Source organism: Zongyangia hominis (assembly GCF_014385095.1).
GTDB lineage: Bacteria > Bacillota > Clostridia > Oscillospirales > Ruminococcaceae > Zongyangia > Zongyangia hominis.
In genome coordinates, this window is the sequence record NZ_JACRTC010000005.1 from 70,356 (window position 1) to 91,555 (window position 21,200).

General features: G+C 58.7%; 18 protein-coding genes and 1 tRNA gene. 17 read left to right on the forward strand and 2 right to left on the reverse strand.

Annotation, left to right across the window (positions count from 1 at the left end):
* Positions 1-30: 30 nt before the first annotated feature.
* From metK to H8709_RS08165, 17 genes are all read left to right on the forward strand, one after another.
* Positions 31-1,212 carry a methionine adenosyltransferase gene (gene metK, locus H8709_RS08085; RefSeq protein ID WP_262397871.1) on the forward strand — a complete coding sequence of 394 codons (1,182 nt, stop codon included), beginning with the start codon at positions 31-33 and terminating at the stop codon, positions 1,210-1,212.
* Between the two features lie 106 nt (positions 1,213-1,318).
* Positions 1,319-1,693: a hypothetical protein gene (locus tag H8709_RS08090; RefSeq protein ID WP_262397872.1), complete on the forward strand. Its 375-nt coding sequence runs from the start codon at positions 1,319-1,321 to the stop codon at positions 1,691-1,693.
* 107 nt (positions 1,694-1,800) lie between these two features.
* On the forward strand, positions 1,801-4,032 hold the full coding sequence (recD2, locus tag H8709_RS08095) for an SF1B family DNA helicase RecD2 (RefSeq protein ID WP_262397873.1): 2,232 nt from the start codon (positions 1,801-1,803) through the stop codon (positions 4,030-4,032).
* 12 nt (positions 4,033-4,044) lie between these two features.
* Complete coding sequence (locus H8709_RS08100) at positions 4,045-4,743, forward strand: ComF family protein (RefSeq protein ID WP_262397874.1); 699 nt, start codon at positions 4,045-4,047, stop codon at positions 4,741-4,743.
* 337 nt (positions 4,744-5,080) lie between these two features.
* Positions 5,081-6,088 carry a rod shape-determining protein gene (mreB, locus tag H8709_RS08105; RefSeq protein ID WP_316248753.1) on the forward strand — a complete coding sequence of 336 codons (1,008 nt, stop codon included), beginning with the start codon at positions 5,081-5,083 and terminating at the stop codon, positions 6,086-6,088.
* 113 nt (positions 6,089-6,201) lie between these two features.
* Positions 6,202-6,390, forward strand: a complete 189-nt coding sequence (locus tag H8709_RS08110; RefSeq protein ID WP_262397876.1) for a spore coat protein — start codon at positions 6,202-6,204, stop codon at positions 6,388-6,390.
* A gap of 12 nt (positions 6,391-6,402) precedes the next feature.
* Positions 6,403-6,672: a spore coat protein gene (locus tag H8709_RS08115; protein ID WP_262397877.1), complete on the forward strand. Its 270-nt coding sequence runs from the start codon at positions 6,403-6,405 to the stop codon at positions 6,670-6,672.
* A 426-nt stretch (positions 6,673-7,098) separates the two neighbouring features.
* Entirely contained in the window at positions 7,099-7,707 is a 609-nt protein-coding gene (gene spoIIR / locus H8709_RS08120) for a stage II sporulation protein R (protein ID WP_262397878.1), read from the forward strand.
* A 444-nt stretch (positions 7,708-8,151) separates the two neighbouring features.
* On the forward strand, positions 8,152-10,794 hold the full coding sequence (gene alaS / locus H8709_RS08125; RefSeq protein ID WP_262397879.1) for an alanine--tRNA ligase: 2,643 nt from the start codon (positions 8,152-8,154) through the stop codon (positions 10,792-10,794).
* A gap of 55 nt (positions 10,795-10,849) precedes the next feature.
* Positions 10,850-11,188: a histidine triad nucleotide-binding protein gene (locus tag H8709_RS08130; protein ID WP_262397880.1), complete on the forward strand. Its 339-nt coding sequence runs from the start codon at positions 10,850-10,852 to the stop codon at positions 11,186-11,188.
* Between the two features lie 52 nt (positions 11,189-11,240).
* Complete coding sequence (locus tag H8709_RS08135; RefSeq protein WP_262397881.1) at positions 11,241-13,418, forward strand: ComEC/Rec2 family competence protein; 2,178 nt, start codon at positions 11,241-11,243, stop codon at positions 13,416-13,418.
* A 30-nt stretch (positions 13,419-13,448) separates the two neighbouring features.
* Positions 13,449-14,501, forward strand: coding sequence for a DNA polymerase III subunit delta (gene holA, locus H8709_RS08140; protein WP_262397882.1), 1,053 nt, complete (start codon positions 13,449-13,451; stop codon positions 14,499-14,501).
* Entirely contained in the window at positions 14,498-15,088 is a 591-nt protein-coding gene (locus tag H8709_RS08145) for a toprim domain-containing protein (protein ID WP_262397883.1), read from the forward strand. The genes holA and H8709_RS08145 overlap by 4 nt, the downstream gene beginning before the upstream one ends.
* A 30-nt stretch (positions 15,089-15,118) precedes the next feature.
* Positions 15,119-16,459 (forward strand): hypothetical protein, encoded by a 1,341-nt coding sequence (locus H8709_RS08150; protein WP_262397884.1) that lies wholly within the window; start codon positions 15,119-15,121, stop codon positions 16,457-16,459.
* A gap of 34 nt (positions 16,460-16,493) precedes the next feature.
* Entirely contained in the window at positions 16,494-17,603 is a 1,110-nt protein-coding gene (locus H8709_RS08155; protein ID WP_262397885.1) for a DHHW family protein, read from the forward strand.
* A 115-nt stretch (positions 17,604-17,718) separates the two neighbouring features.
* On the forward strand, positions 17,719-18,633 hold the full coding sequence (gene rbsK / locus H8709_RS08160; RefSeq protein WP_262397886.1) for a ribokinase: 915 nt from the start codon (positions 17,719-17,721) through the stop codon (positions 18,631-18,633).
* Between the two features lie 141 nt (positions 18,634-18,774).
* A tRNA-Leu gene (locus H8709_RS08165) sits at positions 18,775-18,861 on the forward strand.
* A 383-nt stretch (positions 18,862-19,244) separates the two neighbouring features.
* Here H8709_RS08165 and H8709_RS08170 read toward each other — a convergent pair.
* Positions 19,245-19,781: a peptidoglycan-binding domain-containing protein gene (locus H8709_RS08170; protein ID WP_262397887.1), complete on the reverse strand. Its 537-nt coding sequence runs from the start codon at positions 19,779-19,781 to the stop codon at positions 19,245-19,247.
* On the reverse strand, positions 19,781-21,190 hold the full coding sequence (locus H8709_RS08175; protein ID WP_262397888.1) for a peptidoglycan-binding protein: 1,410 nt from the start codon (positions 21,188-21,190) through the stop codon (positions 19,781-19,783). Before H8709_RS08175 ends, H8709_RS08170 begins: the two co-directional genes overlap by 1 nt.
* Between the last annotated feature and the right edge of the window lie 10 nt (positions 21,191-21,200).

Genomic DNA, 21,200 nt, shown 5'->3' on the forward strand with positions numbered 1-21,200 from the left:
AAGGCCAAGCAGTCAGAAAGGAAGAAATCTATGGCAAACTATCTCTTTACATCCGAATCCGTCACCGAGGGGCATCCCGATAAAATCTGCGACCAGATTTCCGACGCGGTCCTCGACGCCATTTTGGAGCAGGACCCCGACGGCCGGGTGGCCTGTGAGACGGCCGTGACCACCGGCATGGTCATGGTGATGGGGGAAATTTCCACCTCTTGCTATGTGGACATCCCCAAGGTGGTCCGGCAGGTCATTGGGGAGATTGGCTACGACCGGGCCAAATACGGCTTTGACGCGGACACCTGCGCGGTGATCACCTCCATCGACGAGCAGTCGGGGGACATCGCCCTGGGCGTGGACAAGGCATTGGAAGCGAAGACGGGCAGCGACGCCGACGCCGACGAGACGGGCGCGGGGGATCAGGGCATGATGTTCGGCTACGCCTGCGACGAGACCCCGGAACTCATGCCGCTGCCCATCTCCTTGGCCCACAAGCTGGCCAAGCGTCTGACCCAGGTGCGCAAGGAGGGCATCGTCCACTATCTGCGCCCCGACGGAAAGACCCAGGTCACCGTGGAGTACGAGGACGGCGCGCCCAAGCGGGTGGACACCATCGTCATCTCCACCCAGCACAGCCCCAACGTCTCCCTGGAGACCATCCGCAAAGACATGATCGAGCAGGTGGTGCGCCCGGTGGTGCCGGTGCGGCTCTTGGATGAAAAGACCAAATATCTCATCAACCCCACCGGACGCTTTGTGGTGGGCGGGCCTCAGGGCGACTCGGGCCTCACCGGGCGTAAGATTATCGTGGACACCTACGGCGGCGCGGCGCGCCATGGCGGCGGCGCCTTCTCGGGCAAAGACCCGACCAAGGTGGACCGGAGCGCGGCCTACGCGGCGCGGTATGTGGCCAAGAACGTGGTGGCCGCGGGTCTTGCCAAAAAGTGCGAGATTCAGCTGGCTTACGCCATCGGCGTGGCTCAGCCCGTCTCGGTGATGGTGGACACCTTCGGCACCGGCAAAGTCTCCGACGAGCAGCTGGCCCAGGCGGTCCGGAAGGTCTTCGATCTGCGCCCGGCGGCCATCATCCGCGACTTGGAGCTGAGAAAGCCCATCTATCGGAAGCTGGCGGCCTACGGCCACTTGGGCAGGGAGGACTTGGGGGTCCGCTTTGAAATGACCGACAAGGTCGAGGCACTCAAAGCCTGTTTTGCTTAAAAAGAGGCGGTTGTTTATTAAAGGCGGGGAAAACCGGAAGGTTTTCCCCGCCTTTTGGCTCATTTTTCACCTTCCCCCGGCCTTTGACATACCATGGGTTGAGGTGATGAAAATGAACGTTGTCTGGATGATCGTCATCGGGCTGCTGGCGCTGATGGGGCTCATTGAGGTGATTGAAAACATCCGGCGCTGGATGCTCCGGGGAAAGGGAAAGGCGCCCTGCTTTTTGTGTATGCCGGTCTCCGGCGGGGAGGAGGCGCTGGAATATAACATCCGTAGTCTGATGCAGCGGGTGGAGGACAGCGCCTTTGCGGCGGGGGAGCCGGTATACCTAGTGGATATGGGACTCGACCCGGCGGGCTGGGAAATCTGCCAAAGGATGCAGGAGCAGTATCAGCAGCTTTCCCTGTGCGCAAAGGGGGAGCTGCTGGCGTTGTTGGAGTCAGGGTTCGTTTGCAAAGAGGCGGAAAATAGTTTATAATGCCAACAGAATCAAAGGCCGGAGCACGGAGGCACAGGCTTCTGGGACGCCGGCCTTTGCCTTTATAAAGGCGGCCTAGAGAGCTAAGAGGAAAGCGGGGGAAGAGGATGCAGCAGCGGGAAATGGTGACCTTGCAGGGCTCGGTGGAGCACATCGTCTTTTCCAGCGAGGAGACGGGCTTCACGGTGCTGGAACTGAATACCGGCGAGGAGCTTGTCACCGTGGTCGGCGAGATGGTGGAGGTCAGCGAGGGGGAGGAACTGCGGCTGGTGGGGGAGTACGCCTCCCACCCCACCTACGGCCTTCAGTTTAAAGTTTCCCTGTGCGAGCGCAGCCTCCCGGCCACCGCCAACGCCATCTATAAATATCTCAGCTCCGGGGCCATCAAGGGCATCGGCCCGGTGATTGCCAAGCGCTTGGTGGACGCCTTCGGCGATGAGACCCTGGACATCATGGAGTCCGAGCCCCAGCGGATGGAGGAGATCCGGGGCCTCACCCCCAAAAAGATCGCGGTCATCCGCCAGGAGCTGAGCCGGGTCTTCGGAGTGCGCAGCGTCATGATGTTCCTCAGCCGCTACGGCATCGCTCCCATGGTGGCGGTGAAAATCTGGAAGAAGTGGGGCGGGGCCGGGGTGGACGTCATCAAGGAAAACCCCTATCTGCTGTGCGCCTACGACATCGGCCTCGAATTTGCCGACGCTGACGAGATCGCCCGGAGTTTAGACTTTCACTCCGACGACACCCTCCGCATCCGGGCGGGGATTCAGTATGTCCTCTCCCACAACCTGCAAAACGGCCACACCTGTTTGCCCAAGGATAAGCTCCTCCCCGCGGCGGCGGCGCTCTTGGACGTGGGTAGCGAGGAAGTGGACAGCGCTCTGGCGCTCTCCTTGGAGGAAAACGAGCTCATCGAGGAAGTCATCGAGGGCAAAAGCTTTCTCTATCTGCCCGAGCTCTATGGAGCGGAGCGGTACATCGCCGGGCGGATTGTCATGAATATGCGCTTACTCACAACGCCGGAAAAGAAGATGGACGCCCCCATCGCCAAACTGGAACTGCAAAAGGGCATCCAATACGCCGCCCGGCAGAAAAAGGCCATCGCCCAGGCCCTGGTGAGCGGCGTCTTCATCCTGACCGGCGGACCGGGCACCGGCAAGACCACCACCCTCAACGCCATCATCGACCTGTTTGAAGAGCAGGGGGACACGGTGGCTTTGGCCGCGCCCACCGGACGGGCGGCCAAGCGGCTGACCGAGCTCACCGGCCGGGAGGCCAAGACCATCCACCGGCTCTTGGAGGTGGATTTTACCGACCCCTCCGCCGCCCGGAGCTCGGTCAAGTTTAAGCGGGGGGAGCGCAATCCCCTCAAAGCCGACGTGGTCATCATCGACGAGATGTCCATGGTGGACACCCTGCTCTTTGAGTCCCTCTTGCGGGCCATGAAGCTCTCCGCCCGGCTCATTTTGGTGGGGGACAGCGACCAGCTCCCCTCGGTGGGGGCGGGCAATGTCCTCAAAAGCCTCATCGATAGCGACTGCGTGCCCATGGTGCGCCTGGACGAAATCTTCCGCCAGGCGGCCGAGAGCCTCATCGTCACCAATGCCCACGCCATCGTGGGCGGGGAACAGCCCGACATCCAGACCAGGGACAACGACTTTTTCTTTATGGAAAGCTATAGCTACCCCAAGACCGCCCAGATGGTGGCCGACTTATGCGCCCGGCGGCTCCCGGGCACCTACGGCTTTTCGCCGCTTTGGGACATCCAGGTGCTCACCCCCTCCCGCAAGGGAGAGCTTGGCACCATGGAGCTCAACCGCCGTTTGCAGGAGGCCCTCAACCCGCCCCACCCGGAGAAGGCGGAGTTTGTTTTTAACGGCGTCACCTACCGCCAAGGGGACAAGGTGATGCAGATTCGCAATAACTACGACATGACCTGGACCCGGGATAACGGCGAGCACGGCAGCGGCGTCTATAACGGCGACATCGGCGAAATCCTGTCCATCGACCGCCCGGCCCGGATGATGCAGGTGCGATTTGAGGACAGGCAGTGCGCCTACTCCTTCGACGGGGCCAACGAATTGGAGCTCGCCTACGCAGTGACGGTCCACAAGAGCCAGGGCAGCGAGTTCGAGGCGGTGATTCTGCCGCTGATGCACCCCTCCCGGCGGCTTTACTACCGCAACCTCTTCTATACCGCGGTGACCCGGGCCAAAAAGCTGCTCATCATCGTGGGACCCCGCCGCGCCGTCCAGTATATGGTGGACAACAACAAAAAAACGCTCCGCTACTCGGGGCTCAAGGAGTTTATCCTTTGGGAGATGGAGCAGCAGGAGGGGTAAGGAGGGTTTGCCATGCTCGAGCGGCTGCTCACGGTTTTGTTTTGCAAGAGGTGCGCCCTATGTGACAAGGTCATCGCCCAAGAAGAGGAGCTCTGCGAGCTTTGCCGGGTGAAGCTTCCACGCATCGGATCCAACATCTGCCCCTTTTGCGGACGGGACCGGCAAAACTGCCATTGTGGGCTGGAACATTTTGCTTTTGACGGAGCGGCGGCGCCCCTTTACTACACCGGACAAGCCCGGCACCTCATTCATCAGTTCAAATACTACGGCCAGCGGCACCTGGCCGCCCCCTTGGCGCAGCTTATGGCCGGACGGGTCAGAGAGGCCTTCCCGGGGGAGCGCTTTGACCTTTTGGTTCCCGTGCCCATGCACCGCTTGGAGCGCCGGGAGCGGGAGTATAACCACAGCGCCCTGCTGGCCCGGGAGCTTTCCCGGCGTCTGGGCGTGCCCTGTCGGGAAAAAGCGCTTTCAAAAGTCAGGGAAACCAGACGCCAGCGGGGACTGACGGGCGCCGAGCGGCGTCAGAATCTGCGGGACGCTTTCACTCCTGGGAAGGGCGTGACTCTCGCCGGCAAGACGGTGCTCCTCATCGACGACGTCCTCACCACCGGCTCCACGGCGGAGGAGTGCGCCAAGGCATTAAAAAGCGCGGGGGCCAAAGGCGTCTATTGCGTGACGGCCTGCGCCACCCTCTGGGAACGCGAAAAATAAAAGGGCGTTGTTTGCCGGTCAACTGCCATAGACTTGCAATCTTGGGGGAAACTACTTATAATTGTGTTTTATGGCATCTCCACTAAACCATGTGGGGAAAACCGCCCTGGGCGCTATGGCCAATGCGCGAAAATAGCGTGAGGCTTTCATTGGCGGCCGTGCCAAAAAACGACGGGTACCGGACGCGCTCTAGGCCCTGGGCGTCATCAACGGCCGAGCGGGACGAAACGCTGAATGCAAAAACTAAAGCGGGGGACTACAGCCCTTGCTATGATAGATATATTTTTGAAATGAGGGCCAGTTTGGCCATGGAATAGGGGGAGCTACTATGTCGTCAATGGATATTGGAATTGATCTGGGCACCACCACCGTCATCATCTACTGCAAAGACGAGGGCGCGGTGCTCAGCGAGCCGTCGGTGGTGGCGGTTAAACGCAAGACGGAGGAAGTCGTGGCGGTGGGCGAGGAAGCCTACAAGATGCTGGGCAAAGCGCCCGACCGGCTGGAAGTGATCAAGCCCATGAGCGACGGGGTCATCTCCGACTATTCGGCCACCGAGGTGATGATCAAGTTTTTCCTGCAAAAGGTCTTTGGCGGCAGCATTTTGAAGCCCCGGGTCTGTCTGTGCGTCCCCTCCCAGATCACCGGCGTGGAGTCTCGGGCGGTGGTGGATTCCGCCGTTTCCGCCGGGGCCAGAAAGGTCTATCTGATTGAGGAGCCGGTGGCGGCGGCGCTGGGCGCGGGGCTCGACATCACCCATCCCAACGGCACTATGATCGTGGACGTGGGCGGCGGCACCACCGACATCGCGGTGCTCTCTCTCAACGGCATCGTCACCAAGCACTCCATCAAGGTGGCGGGGAACAAGCTAGACGACATGATCATCAAGCACATGAAGGACTTCCACAGCCTCCTCATTGGGGAGCAGACCGCCCGGCAGATCAAGACCGAGGTGGGCTGCGCTTATCCCAGGGAGGACGACAAAGAGGTGCTCGTCAGGGGGCGCAACTTACTCACCGGACTGCCCCAGCAGATCACCGTGGGCTGGAAGGAGATTTACGGCGCGATCAAGGACCCCATCGACGAGATCGTCCACGCCGCCCAGCAGGTCATCGAGCGCACGCCGCCCGAGCTGGTGGGCGACGTCTTCGAAAACGGCATGGTGCTCACCGGCGGCGGCTCTCTGCTCCACGGGCTGGACACCCTGCTCACCGAGAAGACCCGCATCCAGGCGCGGATCGCCGACGACCCCATCCATTGCGTGGCCCGGGGCACCAGTATGGCCTTCGACTATCTGGACAAGCTCTACGACGGCTTTGTGGACACCGGCATCAAAATGAAATAAACGCACGCATATAAAAAGCAGCCGCGTCAGACGGCTGCTTTTTCTTTTCGCGGCTAACGGGAAAAAATCCGGACACAATAAGAACATCATTTTTACCAGAAGGAGTGGAGTTTATGGCACAGCTCAGCGAAAAGGAACTCAACATGCTGGAGGACCAGCTCGGCTACGAAGAGGTATTGGCAAAAAAATATAAGGCTTATGCTCAGGCTACCAGCGACCCGCAGATCAAGGCCAAATGCGAACAGATCGCCGCGGCCCACCTCAACCACTATGAAAAGCTGGCAAAGAATTTGCAGAATTAGGAGGCGATGGGCATGAACCGATCAGATCAGACGGGCATGAGCGACCGGGACAGGATGAGCGACGCGCTCTCCTCCCAGAAATATATCACCACGCTCTACAATGCCGGGGCCAACGAGTGCGAACACATGAACTACAAGTCGGACGTACTGGGCATCCTCAACGAGGAACACCAGATTGAACAGGAAATCTTCGACGACATGAAAAAGCGGGGTTGGTATGAGATCACCGAGGCGTCCCCCGAGAAGCTGGACAAGGCCCGGCAGAAATACTTGAAGAAATAAAGTTGCCGGCACGGGATGCGGGACCCGGCACATCGCCTTCCATGGCGGAGAGCGGACGACTCGGTTTTCTGGGCACGGACCATGAAATAAAAAGAGCGGCCTTTTGGGCCGCTCTTTTTTTGACGCGCCGGTGCCCATGCCGCAGGCACGCTCGGGCGGAGTCATTCGCCGTGGGACCGGTGGCACACGTGGGCTGTGGTGATGCGTAAACCGGAGTGATGTGTGGGACCGTGTCGCGTGGCACCGGAGCAATGCGCGGCCCGGTGGCGCTGCGCGGACCGGTAGCGCATCCGCGTAATCCTTGGGACCGCGGTCCATTCCGCGTAGATGGAAAAAAGTTCCTCCCTGCTGTATAGGAAAAATCCATTTGGCCCATATTCTCCTTGCAAACGTTTGACTTTCGAGAAGCGAAGGACGGAAATAGCGATGAAAACAAACAGAGTGGAATTATCCTTGGCCATTGGTCTGATACTTACGATACTCCTGACCTCTTTTTGCTCCTTTGCCGGGGCTTGCGGACAGATCAGACAGGACGTCATCCGCCTGCATGTGCTGGCAAATTCGGACACCGACGCCGACCAGGCCCTCAAGCTCCGGGTCCGGGACCGGGTACTGGAGGAAACCGAGCAGATTTTCCTAAACGCCGGCGACAAGCAGGACGCCGCGAAACGGGTGCAGGAGAGTCTGCCCGCCATCGAGACCGCCGCCCGCCAGGTCATCGATGAAAACGGCTACGACTACGATGTGAACGTTACCTTTCAAAACGAGTACTTCACCACCCGGGAGTATGAAAATTTCACCCTCCCGGCGGGTCACTACGACGCGGTGCGGGTGAAAATCGGAGAGGCCGCCGGTAAAAACTGGTGGTGCGTCATGTTCCCGCCCCTTTGCATCCCAGCGGCGGAGAGCGAGAAGAAGGTGGAATCGGTCATCGGGGAAGACGGCGCCGAAATCATCTCCAACAAGCCCAAATACGAGTTTAAATTTAAAATTCTCGAGGTGTTCGAGGACATCGGGCAGTGGTTTCGCGGCTAAAGGGCATTCCCTTCGGTTTTTCGTTGACAACAGGGCGCAAAGACAGTATAATTGATAAGAAATCGCAGGAATACGGCCGAAAGTGTCGAGCGAAAAAGCACCGAAGGGAATCACCTGTCTGATCCCGGCACCAGAGAAGGAACCAGAGCGGTCCGCCGCTTTGCTGGAAGGTTCCGCCCAAGGGGAGATAGGACGCCGTCCCCGAGCTGCGCGGCAGTCAAAAGCCGCGCCGTCCCCCGCGTTAAGGGAAGACGAGTGGCGGACATGTTCCGCAATTTGGGTGGTACCACGGAAACCAGAGGCTTTCGTCCCAGAGAAGCAGATGCTTCATGGGAGGAAGGCTTTTTTATTTTTCCGCCATCCTTCTATCCGCAAGGGAAATTTGGCAGGAGGACAGCACGCCTTCTTAGCCCAGTGAAAACATAGAAAGAGGTTGAACTGATTATGCAGTGGACAGGACTCAATGAACTCAGAGAGAAATTCCTGACATTTTTCGAGAGCAAGGGCCATACCCGTCTGCCCAGCTTCCCGCTGGTGCCCATCGACGACAAGAGCTTATTGCTCATCAACTCCGGCATGGCGCCCATGAAGAAGTGGTTTTTGGGCCAGGCCACCCCGCCCAGCAAACGGGTCACTACCTGCCAGAAGTGCATCCGCACCCCCGACATCGAGCGGGTGGGCAAGACCAGCCGCCACGGCACCTATTTTGAGATGTTGGGAAACTTCTCCTTCGGCGACTACTTTAAGCACGAAGCCACCAAATGGGCCTGGGAGTTTATCACCGAGGTCCTGGAGCTGCCGGTGGACCGGATTTGGGTTTCCATCTACGAAAACGATGAGGAAACCAAGGATATCTGGGTCAATGAGGTAGGCGTGGACCCCGGGCGCATCGTGCGCCTGGGCAAAGAGGACAACTTCTGGGAGATCGGCTCCGGCCCCTGCGGCCCCTGCTCCGAAATCTACTTCGATAGAGGCGAGGAGTTCGGCTGCGGCAGCCCCACCTGCGGCGTGGGCTGCGACTGCGACCGGTTCGTGGAGTTCTGGAACCTGGTCTTCTCCCAGTTTAACGGCGACGGCAACGACCACTACACCCCCCTGGAACACCCCAACATCGACACCGGCATGGGGCTCGAGCGTCTGGCCTGCATCATGCAGGGGGTGGACAACCTCTTTGAGGTAGACACCGTCCAGAACATCATGAAGCACATCCGCCAGATCGCAGGAGTGGAATACGGCGTGGACGAGAAGACCGACGTTTCTCTGCGGGTCATCACCGACCACATCCGCTCCACCACCTTCATGATCGGCGACGGCGTCGTTCCTCAAAACGAGGGCCGGGGCTATGTCCTGCGCCGCCTGCTGCGCCGGGCCGCCCGCCACGGCAAGCTGCTGGGCATCAAGGGGCCCTTCCTCTATCAGGTGGTGGACACCGTCATCCAGGAAAATGAGACGGCCTATCCGGAACTCAAACAGAACAGCGAATACATCAAAAAGGTGGTCCGGGTGGAGGAAGAGCGCTTCTCCAAGACCATCGACCAGGGCATGGAGCTGCTTTCCGAAATGATCGACAAGCTCGAAAGCAACATGGAGGGAGCCATCCTCTCCGGCGAGCAGGCGTTTAAGCTCTACGACACCTTCGGCTTCCCCATCGACCTGACCCGTGAGATCATCGCGGAGAAGGCCATCGGCCTGGACGAAGAGGGATTTGTCAAACTGATGGAGGAGCAAAAGAGAAAGGCCAGAGAGGCCCATTTCTCCAAGGACACGGTGGGCTGGAAGGACGACAGCCTCAAGGACGTGGACGTGGAGGACGAGTTTGTGGGCTATGTCCAGCCCAAGGCGCAAGCGAAGATTGTGGCCATCGTCAAGGACGGCGAGACCGCGGACAGCATCACCGAGGGGGACGAGGCGGTCATCGTACTGGATAAGACCCCGTTCTATGCCGAGAGCGGCGGCCAGGTGGGGGACACCGGCGCCATTGTCGACGGCACGTCGGTCTTTAAAGTCACCGACTGCAAGAAGAGCCCGTCGGGGCAGTTTATGCACATCGGAAAGATGGAGTCGGGCTGCTTAGCGGTAAACGACAAGGTGAACGCCGCCATCGACGAGAAACGGCGTCAGGCCATCATGAGAAACCACAGTTGCTGCCATCTGCTGCAAGCGGCGCTGCGGGACGTGCTGGGCGACCATGTCCACCAGGCGGGCTCCTATGTGGACGACGAGCGCCTGCGCTTCGACTTCTCCCACTTCGCGGCCATGACGCCCGAGGAGATCGCCGCGGTGGAAAAGGAAGTCAACGAGAAAATTCTGGCGGGCCTCCCCATCTGCGTCAAGGAGATGCCCATCGAAGAAGCCAAGAAGATGGGGGCCATGGCCCTTTTTGGAGAGAAATACGGCGACACGGTCCGGGTGGTCAACATGGACGGCTATTCCATCGAGTTCTGCGGCGGCACCCATCTGGACAACACCGCCAAGGCGGGACTGTTTAAGATCATCTCCGAGTCCTCCGTGGCCGCAGGCGTGCGTCGCATCGAGGCGACCACCGGCCTTGGCGTCCTCCATCTGCTTGATGACGCCAATCAAGTGATCGTCAAGTCCGCCGAGAATCTGAAGCTCGCCAATCCCTCCGATCTGGTGGGCCGGACCCACGCGGTGGCGGCGGAGCTCAAGGAAAAGGAAAAAGAGCTCGAGGCGCTCAGTCAGAAGATGGCTTACGGCAAGGCGGAGGAATTAATGAAGAACGCCAAAGAGGTCTGCGGCGTGCGGGTGGTGGGGGCCACCTTCTCCAACATGAAGGCGGAGACGGTGAGAGCCATGTGCGACACCATCAAGGAAAAATTCCCCAATATCGTGGCGGTGCTGGCCACCAGTAGCGATGGCAAGGGCAACATCTGCGCCGCCTGCGGCAAGGAAGCGGTGAAGATGGGCGTCCACGCGGGCAAGCTCATCAAAGAGGTGGCCCAGATCGCCGGCGGCAACGGCGGCGGACGTCCCGACAGCGCCATGGCGGGGGTCAAAGACATCTTCAAGATGGACGAAGCCATCGCGGCTGTGCCCGCCATTCTGGAAAAAATGCTCGGGAAATAATCGAAAATTTTTCGGATTTATGCTATACTGAGAGTACCGAAAGGAGGCTTGTCCCATGGATTGCCTGTTTTGCAAAATCGCGGCGGGAGAAATCCCCTCCAACAAAATCTATGAAGATGACCGGGTGCTTGCCTTTCACGACATCGACCCCAAGGCGCCGGTGCATTTTCTGGTGATACCCAAGGAGCACATCGCGTGCGCCGATGAAATCACGCCGGAAAACAGTTCCATTGTGGCCCACGTCTTCGCGGTGATCGCCAAGATTGCCAAGGAGCTGGACCTGAAGGGGGGCTACCGCATCGTCAATAACTGCGGAGTGGACGGCGGACAGACCGTGGGCCACCTGCACTTTCACGTTTTGGCGGGCAGACAACTGGCCTGGCCTCCCGGCTGATGAGCCGTCCGCCGGACCGACTTTTTACAATTGACCGCTGGAGGATACGAAAATGAAACGACCGCTTGCCGTGCTGGGATTTACTTATCTGATCACGCAGGCGGTCGCTTGCTATTTGAGCATGTCGGTCAATTTGATGGTGAGTTTGACCTGCTTCATTCTGGGCGCGGCGCTCTGGCTGACGAAACTCTTTGACGCCAAACGGACGGTGCTGCTTGTTCTTTTCACAGCGGCCCTCTCCACCGGCGCCCTCTTTTTGCAGCAGCGATTGGTCTACGCGCCGGCCGCCGCCCTCGACGGCATGCAGGCTGAGATTACCGCCCGGATTGTGGATACGCCGGCGCGACTTTCCAGCGGTTCCTACCGCTATTTGATGGAAACCTCCGCCGTGGAGGTGGAGGGCGCGCCCCAAAAGCTGCGGGTGGAGATCGTCAGCCGGAAGATGCTGGATGTGGACGCCTATGACCCGCTTGAGTTTCGCACCACCTTTGGGCTGGCGGACCGTCCCTCCTACCGGGCGGAGGGAATCTATCTGCGGGGCTATGTGGAATCGGATGTAATTTACACGCCGCTGGAGAAAAAGCCGCTGCCCTACTACTTCCTCAAGTTCCGCCAGAAGATGGACGAGAACATCACCCGGGCGCTGCCGGGGGAGGAGGGGACGCTGGTGAGCGCCATGGTCACCGGCGAGCGAATGGGCGTCAGCGAAAACGGGCTCTATGATCTCTTTCGCCGCAGCGGCGTCACCCATTTCCTCGCCATCTCCGGGCTGCATATGGCCATTTTGGGCGCGATGGCCCTCTATTTTCTGCGCAAGCTGCGCTTTCTGCCCTACTGGATGCCCTATCTCATGGCCGGCGTCTTCGTGCTGCTCTACCTGGCGGTGCTGGGCTTTTCCGTCACCGCCACCCGGGCGGGCATCATGCTCCTCGTCTACTATCTGGCCCGGGCCATCGGCAGAAAGTCGGACGCACTCAACGCCCTGGGTCTGGCCGTCCTCCTAATTTTAGCGCCCAATCCCTTCGGGGCGGCCAGCGTTTCCCTCCAGTTGTCGGCGTTTGCGACCCTCGCGATTTTGACCGTCTGTCCCAAGGTGCGGGAGTGGATGCTGGGGCTTCACCCGGCGCTGCGCAAATACCGGGTCCTGCGCTGGGCGGCCGACGGCATCGGACTGTCGGTGGGGGTGAATCTCTTCCTCCTGCCGCTGCTGCTCCTTTACTTCGGCATGGTGGGCCTGATGGCCCCCATCGTCAGCTTGCTTCTCACCCCGCTCATGCCGGTCATTGTCATCGGCGGCTTTTTGACGGCCCTCATCGGGATGGCCTCTTTGGCCGCGGCGGCGCCCTTTGCCTTTTTCGCGGGGCTGGCCGCCAAGCTCACCATCGGCATTGTGCGTCTGTCCGCCCACTTTGACTTTTTGTCTATCACGGCGGACGCGCCCTATGTGGTCATCTGGATGCTCTTCGCCATGGCGGTGATGGGATTTTGCTATCTGAAACGGGACCGGCTGCGGCTGCGGGTGGGCGTGCTCCTGTGCGCCGGGCTCTTTCTGGTGGGCGCCATTTCCAACGCGGTCCTCATGCGGGGCGTCACGGGCATCCAAGTCTACGGCGGAGAGAGATCCCCCTGTCTGGTTGCCAGGATGGAGGAGGGCGTCGTGGTCTGTCCCATCGGGGAGCCCTGGAAGGGACAGATCTCCCTGCCGGTCACCGGAAAAATTGACCTTCTCTTTGTGCAAGGCGACTACCAGTGCTATGCGGAGGTCTTCCAGGAATATGACATCGGCGCCGTGATGGTGGACGAAGAAACCCCGATGGACAAGCTGGAGCCCATGCTGCCCACCGGTTGTAAGGTCTACCGGAAGGGGAGCATGCGGGCGGGCCTTGACGGCGCTTCGATAGAAACGCTCCATTTTTCCACCGGCACCGCCACCACCTTCCAGATTGGCGGCTTCTCCCTGCTTATGACCGAGGGGGAAGTGGACATGGCGACCCTTCCCATTCAGCGGACGGCGCCCGACGTGTGGCTGTGTGAGGGAAAGAGCGAAAACCCGCAGATGATCGCGGCCCGCTATGGCATCGTCATGGAGAGCGCCTTCCAGAGGAGCGCCATGAACGCCATGCTCTCCCAGGGCGCGAAGGTCGTTACCTTCGACGGTTGCGACCGCGTCGACGTGCTGACCCGGGGCGGTTGGGATCTGATGGTAAACGAGCGGGGCGCCATCTTATAACAAAGAAACCTGTGGAAAGGGGGGAGAGGCATGACGCTGACCAGAGAAAACGACATCGCGGCCCACATCAAAAAGGAGCCGCTGTGCGGGATTTACTATATTTACGGGGAGGAAGCCTATCTCAAGGCCCTGTGCGTGCGGCGGTTAATCAGCCGGGCGGTGACCAAGGGGCAGGAGACCTTTAACTTCCACCGGTTTTCCGGCAAGGGGCTCAGTCTGGACGAATTGGAACAGGCGGCGTCCACCCTCCCGTTCCTCAGCGAGAAAAACTGTGTGCTCATCGAGGATTTGGAGCTCGAAAAGATGGTGAAAACCGACTTTGACCGCCTCAAAGCCATCCTCTCCGAGCTGCCGCCCGACACGGTGCTCATCATTTCCATGATGAACGTGGAGGGCTCCCCCAAAAAGTCCGCCAAGCACAAGGCGCTCATCGAGCTCGCGGGGAAGGTGGGCTGTGTCTGTTCCTTCGAGAAGCGCCGCACCGCGGACCTTGTCCGTTTTGTCAGGGAGAAAGCTACCGCCCGCGGGTGCGAGCTCTCCTCCCAAAACGCAAGCCTCCTCATCAGCCGGGTGGGGGAAGACATGACCACCCTGTCCACCGAGATGCGAAAGCTCACCGCCTATCAGAAGTCGGGGGAAATCACCCGGCAGGTCATCGAAAAGCTGACGGCCAAGCAGCTGGAAGCCTCGGTCTTCGATTTGTCCCGGGCTATTGTGGCCGGGGACGTGGTCAAGGCGGTGGAGGTTTTGAGGGAGCTGCAGGACCAGCGGGAGGAACCGGTGAGCGTGTGCGGGGCGCTTTCCATGGCCTTTGTGGACCTCTACCGGGCCAAGGTGGCTGCGGTGAGCCGCAAGGAGCAGAAGGACATTTTGGAACACTTTGACTACAAGGGCCGGGATTTCCGGGTGCGAAACGCGGTGCGGGACAGCTCCCGCTTTACAAAGACGACCCTCTTTGAGATTCTCGAGGTCCTCAGCCGCACCGACGAAAAGCTCAAAAGCGCCAAGGGGGACCGCAATATCATGCTGGAACAGGCGGTCATGGAGATCTTTTTGTGCCGGCAGAGGGAGAGAAAAGTTTGATCAGTCTCAAGGAAACGGTGGTCGTGGAGGGAAAGTACGATAAAATCAAGCTCGCCTCCCTTTTGAATGCCACCATCATCGCCGTGGACGGCTTTCGCATCTTCACCGACAAGGAAACGCTGGCCCTGCTGCGGGCCCTGGCGGACAAGACGGGGCTGGTGATCCTCACCGACTCGGACGCGGCGGGCTTTAAAATACGCCACTATATCGCGGGCGCCGTCAATCCCAATAAGGTCCGCCACGCCTACATTTCCGACATCTTCGGCAAAGAAAGCCGGAAGGAAAAGCCCTCCAAAGAGGGCAAGCTGGGGGTGGAGGGGGTCTCCCAGGCGGAGATTCTCAGAGCCCTCACTCGGGCCGGGGTCCTCTGCGAAGAGGGAAGCCCCCGGGAAAAGGGACGGCCCATCACCAAGACCGACTTTTTTGCGGACGGTTTAACCGGCGCTCCCGACGCCGGGGTCAGGAGAAAGCGCCTCATCGAGAGGCTGGGGCTGCCGGAGCATCTGTCGGCCAACGGGCTTTTGCAGGTGCTCAACGCCCTGATGGATTACGAGGGCTACCGTACGCTCATCGAAGAGCTTTTTTAAAGAAGAAAGAAAATCGGAAGGGGGGAGAGCATGCAGCCGGACAGCCTACTGTTTATCTATCTCTTTTTGCCCGTCTCGCTCATCGTGTACTATCTGGTGCCGGCAAAGGGCAGAAATACGGTGCTGCTTTTATTGTCCCTGGTGGTGTTTTTGTCGCTGGACATCCTGTTTACGCCGCTGCTCATCGCCTCCTGTCTGATTGACTATATGGCTGGCCGGGTCATCGAGAAAAACCGGGATAAAAACATCCTTTGCCGGTTTATCCTCTGCGTGGCGGCGGCCAAGGATCTGACCACGGTGATCGTCATGATCGTCTACCGGGATATGTTTCACTTCATTCTGCCGCTGGGCTCGGTGGTAGTGAGCCTGTTGTCACTCAGCTATGTCTACGACATCTACCGGGAGCGGGCCAAGGCGCAGAAAAACCCCGTCAACATGCTCGCCTACGCCATGATGTTTCCCCGCCTCTACTACGGGCCGCTGACCCGGTACGGGCAGATGGAATATGACTTGGGTCACCGCAAGGCTTCGCTGAGCCTGATGTGCGACGGGCTCATCCTCTTCATCCAGGGCCTCGCCAAAAAGGTGCTCATCGCCGACGGCATCACCCGGGTCTTGGAGATGATCGCCCAACTGCCCGTCTACAACCAGAGCACCCTCTCCTGCTGGATTTACTTCCTTTCCAAGATCATGTGGATTTACTTTTTCTACTGCGGCTATCTGGAAATGGGGGCGGGGCTTTGTATGGTGTTCGGCTTCAATGTCCGGTCGGGGTTTCACCACCCTTACATGGCCAAGACCGTCACCAGCTTTTTAAACCGCTTTAACAACAGCCTCCAGGAGTATGTGGAGCACTATGTCTTCGATCCGCTTCAATCGCGCCTTCGCTCCCCCTGGCTGAAAGCGGCGGCCCTTTTTTTGGCGCTGTGCATCATCTGCGCCTTTTATAAGGCAAGCGTCAACCTGGCGCTGGGAGCCGTGTTGCTCACAGGGCTGCTGTGTTACGAGCGCTGGAATGCAGCCTCGGCCAAGCGGCAGCTAAAGCCTCCGTCGGTGCTGGCTCACCTGGGCGTCATGGCGGCCATCGGCGTCTTTATGCTGCTCGCCATGACCGGCTCCCCGCTGGAAGCTAGGAAGATGCTGGGGTATCTTGTGGGGCTTGGCGGCGGCATGGAGCTTTATAACCAACAGATCATCTATATCCTGACCACCAACTACGCGGCGCTGATTGTGGGCGTTATCTTCTGCTCCGATCTCTTCAGCCGCCTGGCCTCCAAATTTTCCCGCTCCAAAAGCTACCTGGTTAACCTCATCATCATCGTGGTCAACGTGCTGATTCTGGTCGTCACGACGGCCTACCTCATCCGATAATCTATTTTACTTCCAAGAAAGGGCGGTGTGCTTCATGAAACCGAAGAGAATCGCGGCGATTATCCTGCTCATTATGATGTTCGTACTGCCCACCTATGTGGTCATGGGCACCAACCGCTTCTGGCGGGATATGCCCCTGCCTACCTGGGAAACCCTCGCCGACCACAGCTACATGACTGAGCTTGGCAATTACGTCAGCGGGCAGTTTGCCAAAAATGAGCTGCTCTCCCAGACCAAGACCACCCTGAAATACTACACCGGCGTCCGGGAGGAAAACGGCGTCTATATCGGCAAAAACCGGCTCATTAAGGATATGGAGGAACCCAACGAGGAGAAATTAAACGCCAATATCAGCGCCCTCAACCAGTTTGTTTCCGGCAAAAGGGCGGACGCTTTCCTGGTGCTGCTCCCCACCTCCGCCGCCATCAACCAGGAGGAAATCCCCAAGTACGCCGTCAGCGTCAACCAAAAAAACATCATCGACAACGTCTATAACCAGGTGGGGGAGAATATCCGGACCATCGACGCCTACTCGGCCCTCTTTGCCCGGAGGGAGGAGTATCTCTACTACCGCACCGACGACCGGCTCACCATCGGCGGGGCCTATGTGGTGTATGGGGCCATGATCGAAAAGATGGGCCACTACCGTCGCAATATCGAGTCCTTCGATGTGGAGCATGTGCGCTCGGACTACTTCGGCCCCCTCTATCCGCTGACAGACTTCCGCAATATCCAGCCCGACCGCATCAGCCTCTATCACTATACCCGGTACGGGCGGGAGTATCAGATCAAGGTCTACGGCGCCGACGGGGTGGCGCAGAGCGATACGCCCTATCTGACCCAGTGGCTCGATACCGACAACCCGGATATGGTCTATCTGGGCGCGGGGCAGATCATGACCAAAATTCACATGGAGGAGAGTCCCTATAAAGAAAAGCTCCTCATCCTGGGGGACGACAACGCCTATAAGTTGGGCGAATTTCTCCAGCTCCACTATCAGGACATCACTATTGTCAACACGGCGCGCATCATGGAATTGCCTGAGGATCTAGCCCTCGATGAATATGACAAAATTGTCCTCATTTTTGATGTGGACACCTTTACCCACACCTATCAGCCCTTTGATTTGGGGAGCCTAAGTTGACGTGTCTGTGCGTCGATCATGGAAAGACTGCCTCTCAAATGGAACATCCCAACACCGACTTTCTGATTTTCCGATCACGAAAGGAAATTGATGCAATAAAGAAAGGAAGAAGATCATGGGAAAAATTGTGGTATTTGGCAGTTATGTCACCGACTTGACCGGATGGGCGGGGCATCTGCCCGTTCCGGGGGAGACGGTCATCGGCTCCTCCTTCAAAATGGGACCGGGCGGCAAGGGCTCCAACCAGGCGGTCGCCGCCCATCGGGCCGGCGCGGACATGAAAATCATCACCAAGGTGGGGGACGACGTCTTTGGCCGGGAGGCCATCGACTTCTACATGAAGGAAGGTATGGACACCGATATGGTGTTCATCGACAAGGAGAAGGAGACGGGTTCAGCGCTCATCATGGTGGACGAGATCACCGGGCAAAACTCTATTTTGGTGACAAGCGGCGCCTGCGGCAACATCACCGACAGCGACATCGAGAAGGCGCGGCCCTACATAGAGCAGGCGGAAATCCTGCTGCTCCAATTTGAAATCAACCTGGACGCCCTTTATAAGATTATCGACATCGCCCACGCGGCCGGTGTGCGGGTGGTGCTTAACCCCGCACCCGCCATGGAAATCGACGAAAGCATTCTTTGCAAGGTGGATGTGGTCACCCCCAACGAGGTGGAGGCCGCCATCCTGACCGGCATAAAGGAGGTGGTGGATATGGAGTCCGCCACCCGGGCCGCCCGGGTCTTCTTCCAGAAGGGCGTGGGCGCGGTGGTCATCACCATGGGCAAAGCGGGCGTCTTTGTCATGCAGGGGGAAGAGGCCCGGTTTGTCAAATCCCGCAGCGTCAAAGCGGTGGACACCACCGGCGCGGGGGACGCCTTCAACGGGGGCTTTGTCACGGCCCTTTCGGAAGAAAAGGACATCTTTGCGGCCGTGGAGTTCGGCAACGTGGTGGGCGCCCTTTCGGTAACCAAGAAGGGGACCGCGCCGTCCATGCCCCGCCGGGAAGAGATCGACCGGATGTTATAAGAATCAGGCCAAAAGCAGGAGCGTATGGTGCAGACAGCGCGCCGGCACAGCTAGAAAAGAAAGGCTGTGCCGGGGCGGCGCTGTTGACAATTGCACCCGCGGTGGGTATAATAATGGAGCGGACAGCCCGCAAGAGTTTTTGCCGCAGTGGCGGAATCGGCAGACGCAAGGGACTTAAAATCCCTCGCTGGCAACAGCGTGACAGTTCAAGTCTGTTCTGCGGCACCAAAAGAGAAAGCCAGCCCCTTTGGGGCTGGCTTTTTTGTGTCCTGACGCTCAACAGCCGATGATCTTTCAGGATGATACAAAAAAATGCATGTGACAAAGAAAAAGTGCAAAAACCTTCCATTTTCGGCAAAATCAGATCGATGCCGACGATACCCAGGGGCTTTTGGATGGGCAATGGGACGTCACGCTCATCACCTGTAATTTTGACCGCAGCAAGCGGATCTTAGTGCGGTGCAGCAAAGGATAACACAACGGGAATGTTGCAGCCGATGGGACAAAAATAGTCCGAGAAGTTGAGAGAAAAAGACAGCCGGCATTTGCCGGCTGTCTTTTCTTTTAGGAGTTGAGCCTATCATAAACAATGCCGCAAAACGGATGGAAGCCTACACCCGCCTGGTGCCGTCGCCGATGGTGATGCGGTAGAGCCGGGCCAGATACCGCCAGGTGGAGCGGTTAATATCCCCCACGGGCTCGATGCCCGCCCGCACCTGCAGCCAACGGGCGGCGGCGATGGAAGCCTCGTCGTGGACATTGTTGCAGGAAACTCGGGGCAAGGTGGGATAGTGCTCTCCTATGGCCAGCAGCATCCCGTGGATCATGTAGAGGTGATCGTTGACCTCCAAGGGGCGGATGACCTGGCTTTTTTGAAAGATGGGGTTGACCGGTTCCGCCGGGCCGACTTCCACCAGGGCCCGCCGGTGCTCTTCGGCAATGGAGTACCAAGTGTCGTGGTCAGCCTCGCCGGTCACGGGTAAGCCGTGCCGCTTTTGAAAGGAGGACACGGATGTCACGGTATCATTGGCATAGATGCCGTCCGGAATGACGGCGCTGACGGCGCTGTCATATTGGGAAATGATTCTCAACATGGTTTGCAGGCTCCGGATGGGCTGACCGATGGATTCATTGATGGTGGTAGCCATTATTGCACCTCCTGACTGTTATCCGTCATACCATAGACAAGAGTTTGCCCCGGAAACTGAGCGAAACGTGAAGTCTGGGCAAAGCGCAAACTCCCCACGTCATCGGCCAACGCCTGTTTGGTGGCGTCGTCGATCTGCCCGTTGGCGGGAAGTCCGCTGAAGCTTTGGAACTGGGTGAGGGACCGGCGCGTCATAGTTCCACATTGGCCGGAAATCTGTGGGCGGGCCATTCCTGGAGTCGCGTCGGCCACCAGGTTGAGCTGCTGCTGCAAATCCCGGATGGTAGCCGCCGGGATAGGGCCGTTTTGGAAGGGGAAGAGTTCCCCCCGGCTGAGGGTGGTGGACGCGACCCCGGCATAAGCGTTATAAATGGCGTCCCAGGTGGTCGCCCCCACGGCGCCCGTCTCCGGCAGCCCGGCCCAGCGCTGGAATGAGATCACGGAGTTTTTCGTAGCCGCGTCAAAATCGCCGCTGACTTCAAGGGGCGGAATTTGGGGGTTAAACTGGGAGAGCACCGACAGCATATATTGCAAATGGGAGACCTTTTGCCCGCTGTTCCCCTCCACGATGGCATCGGGATAAGCCCAGGAGATGCCGGTAAAGGTTTGCCCCAAGGAGTTGAGCTCCGCCAAGCGTTTGACGCCGACATAGAGCTTGACTAGCTGATACCAGGTGGCTCTGCCCACAATGCCGTCAACGGCCAGCCCAAATATACTTTGAAACCGGCGGACCGCCGTTTCAGTGGCCGGACCGAAGATGCCGTCAACGGGGTTGATTTTGGGAATCGCGGGATAATTTTGGGATATGCGGTTGAGGGACGTCTGAATGACGGTCACATTCGGGCCAATGTCGCCTTGGCGCAGAGGCGTGCCCGGGTAAGAGTTGGTAATGTTCCGGATGGGAGCGTTGATCACAAGCTCGATGTCGTTGCCATAATAATTCCGTAAAATTTGAATGGAATTATAGCTTTGCTGTGCCAGGCTTTGGGATCCCCATTGACTGAGCCCTTCACAGGTGACCGTGGTGCCGTTGCAGAAAGAGGCAAAGAGCGGTTCAACAAAGCCTTGGCGGCGGATGTAGTCGTTAAACAATTCGTCCACCAGGGTGCTGATGTCGTCGAAGATATTCCGCCCGTGGACATACGCCTGGTCATAGGCGGTGGTGTTGGTAATATCAAAATTGTAGCCTCGGCTGCGGTAAAATTCCGTGTATACGCGGTTTAACGCATAGGAAACCTGTGCCAGGATATTGGCCCGAATGGCGCTTTCGTTCCAAGTGGGATAAATTTCGCTGGAAGCGACGTTTTTAATATAATCGGAAAATGAGACGGTGACATTGGAGGCATTACTGGCCGGCGTACCCAGGTGTACGGTGATATTCTCTGGAACATAAGGGATTACGGTTGGCAAAGATCACACC

What these genes read in the sequence shown, in the direction of transcription:
- mreB (WP_316248753.1), top strand. Translation starts at nt 5,081, where the DNA reads ATGGATATTGGAATTGATCTGGGCACCACCACCGTCATCATCTACTGC.
- spoIIR (WP_262397878.1), top strand. Translation starts at nt 7,099, where the DNA reads ATGAAAACAAACAGAGTGGAATTATCCTTGGCCATTGGTCTGATACTT.
- H8709_RS08100 (WP_262397874.1), top strand. Translation starts at nt 4,045, where the DNA reads ATGCTCGAGCGGCTGCTCACGGTTTTGTTTTGCAAGAGGTGCGCCCTA.
- H8709_RS08150 (WP_262397884.1), top strand. Translation starts at nt 15,119, where the DNA reads ATGCAGCCGGACAGCCTACTGTTTATCTATCTCTTTTTGCCCGTCTCG.
- holA (WP_262397882.1), top strand. Translation starts at nt 13,449, where the DNA reads ATGACGCTGACCAGAGAAAACGACATCGCGGCCCACATCAAAAAGGAG.
- metK (WP_262397871.1), top strand. Translation starts at nt 31, where the DNA reads ATGGCAAACTATCTCTTTACATCCGAATCCGTCACCGAGGGGCATCCC.
- rbsK (WP_262397886.1), top strand. Translation starts at nt 17,719, where the DNA reads ATGGGAAAAATTGTGGTATTTGGCAGTTATGTCACCGACTTGACCGGA.
- H8709_RS08090 (WP_262397872.1), top strand. Translation starts at nt 1,319, where the DNA reads ATGAAAATGAACGTTGTCTGGATGATCGTCATCGGGCTGCTGGCGCTG.
- H8709_RS08115 (WP_262397877.1), top strand. Translation starts at nt 6,403, where the DNA reads ATGAACCGATCAGATCAGACGGGCATGAGCGACCGGGACAGGATGAGC.
- H8709_RS08110 (WP_262397876.1), top strand. Translation starts at nt 6,202, where the DNA reads ATGGCACAGCTCAGCGAAAAGGAACTCAACATGCTGGAGGACCAGCTC.
- H8709_RS08130 (WP_262397880.1), top strand. Translation starts at nt 10,850, where the DNA reads ATGGATTGCCTGTTTTGCAAAATCGCGGCGGGAGAAATCCCCTCCAAC.
- H8709_RS08155 (WP_262397885.1), top strand. Translation starts at nt 16,494, where the DNA reads ATGAAACCGAAGAGAATCGCGGCGATTATCCTGCTCATTATGATGTTC.
- H8709_RS08170 (WP_262397887.1), bottom strand. Translation starts at nt 19,781, where the DNA reads ATGGCTACCACCATCAATGAATCCATCGGTCAGCCCATCCGGAGCCTG.
- recD2 (WP_262397873.1), top strand. Translation starts at nt 1,801, where the DNA reads ATGCAGCAGCGGGAAATGGTGACCTTGCAGGGCTCGGTGGAGCACATC.
- H8709_RS08135 (WP_262397881.1), top strand. Translation starts at nt 11,241, where the DNA reads ATGAAACGACCGCTTGCCGTGCTGGGATTTACTTATCTGATCACGCAG.
- alaS (WP_262397879.1), top strand. Translation starts at nt 8,152, where the DNA reads ATGCAGTGGACAGGACTCAATGAACTCAGAGAGAAATTCCTGACATTT.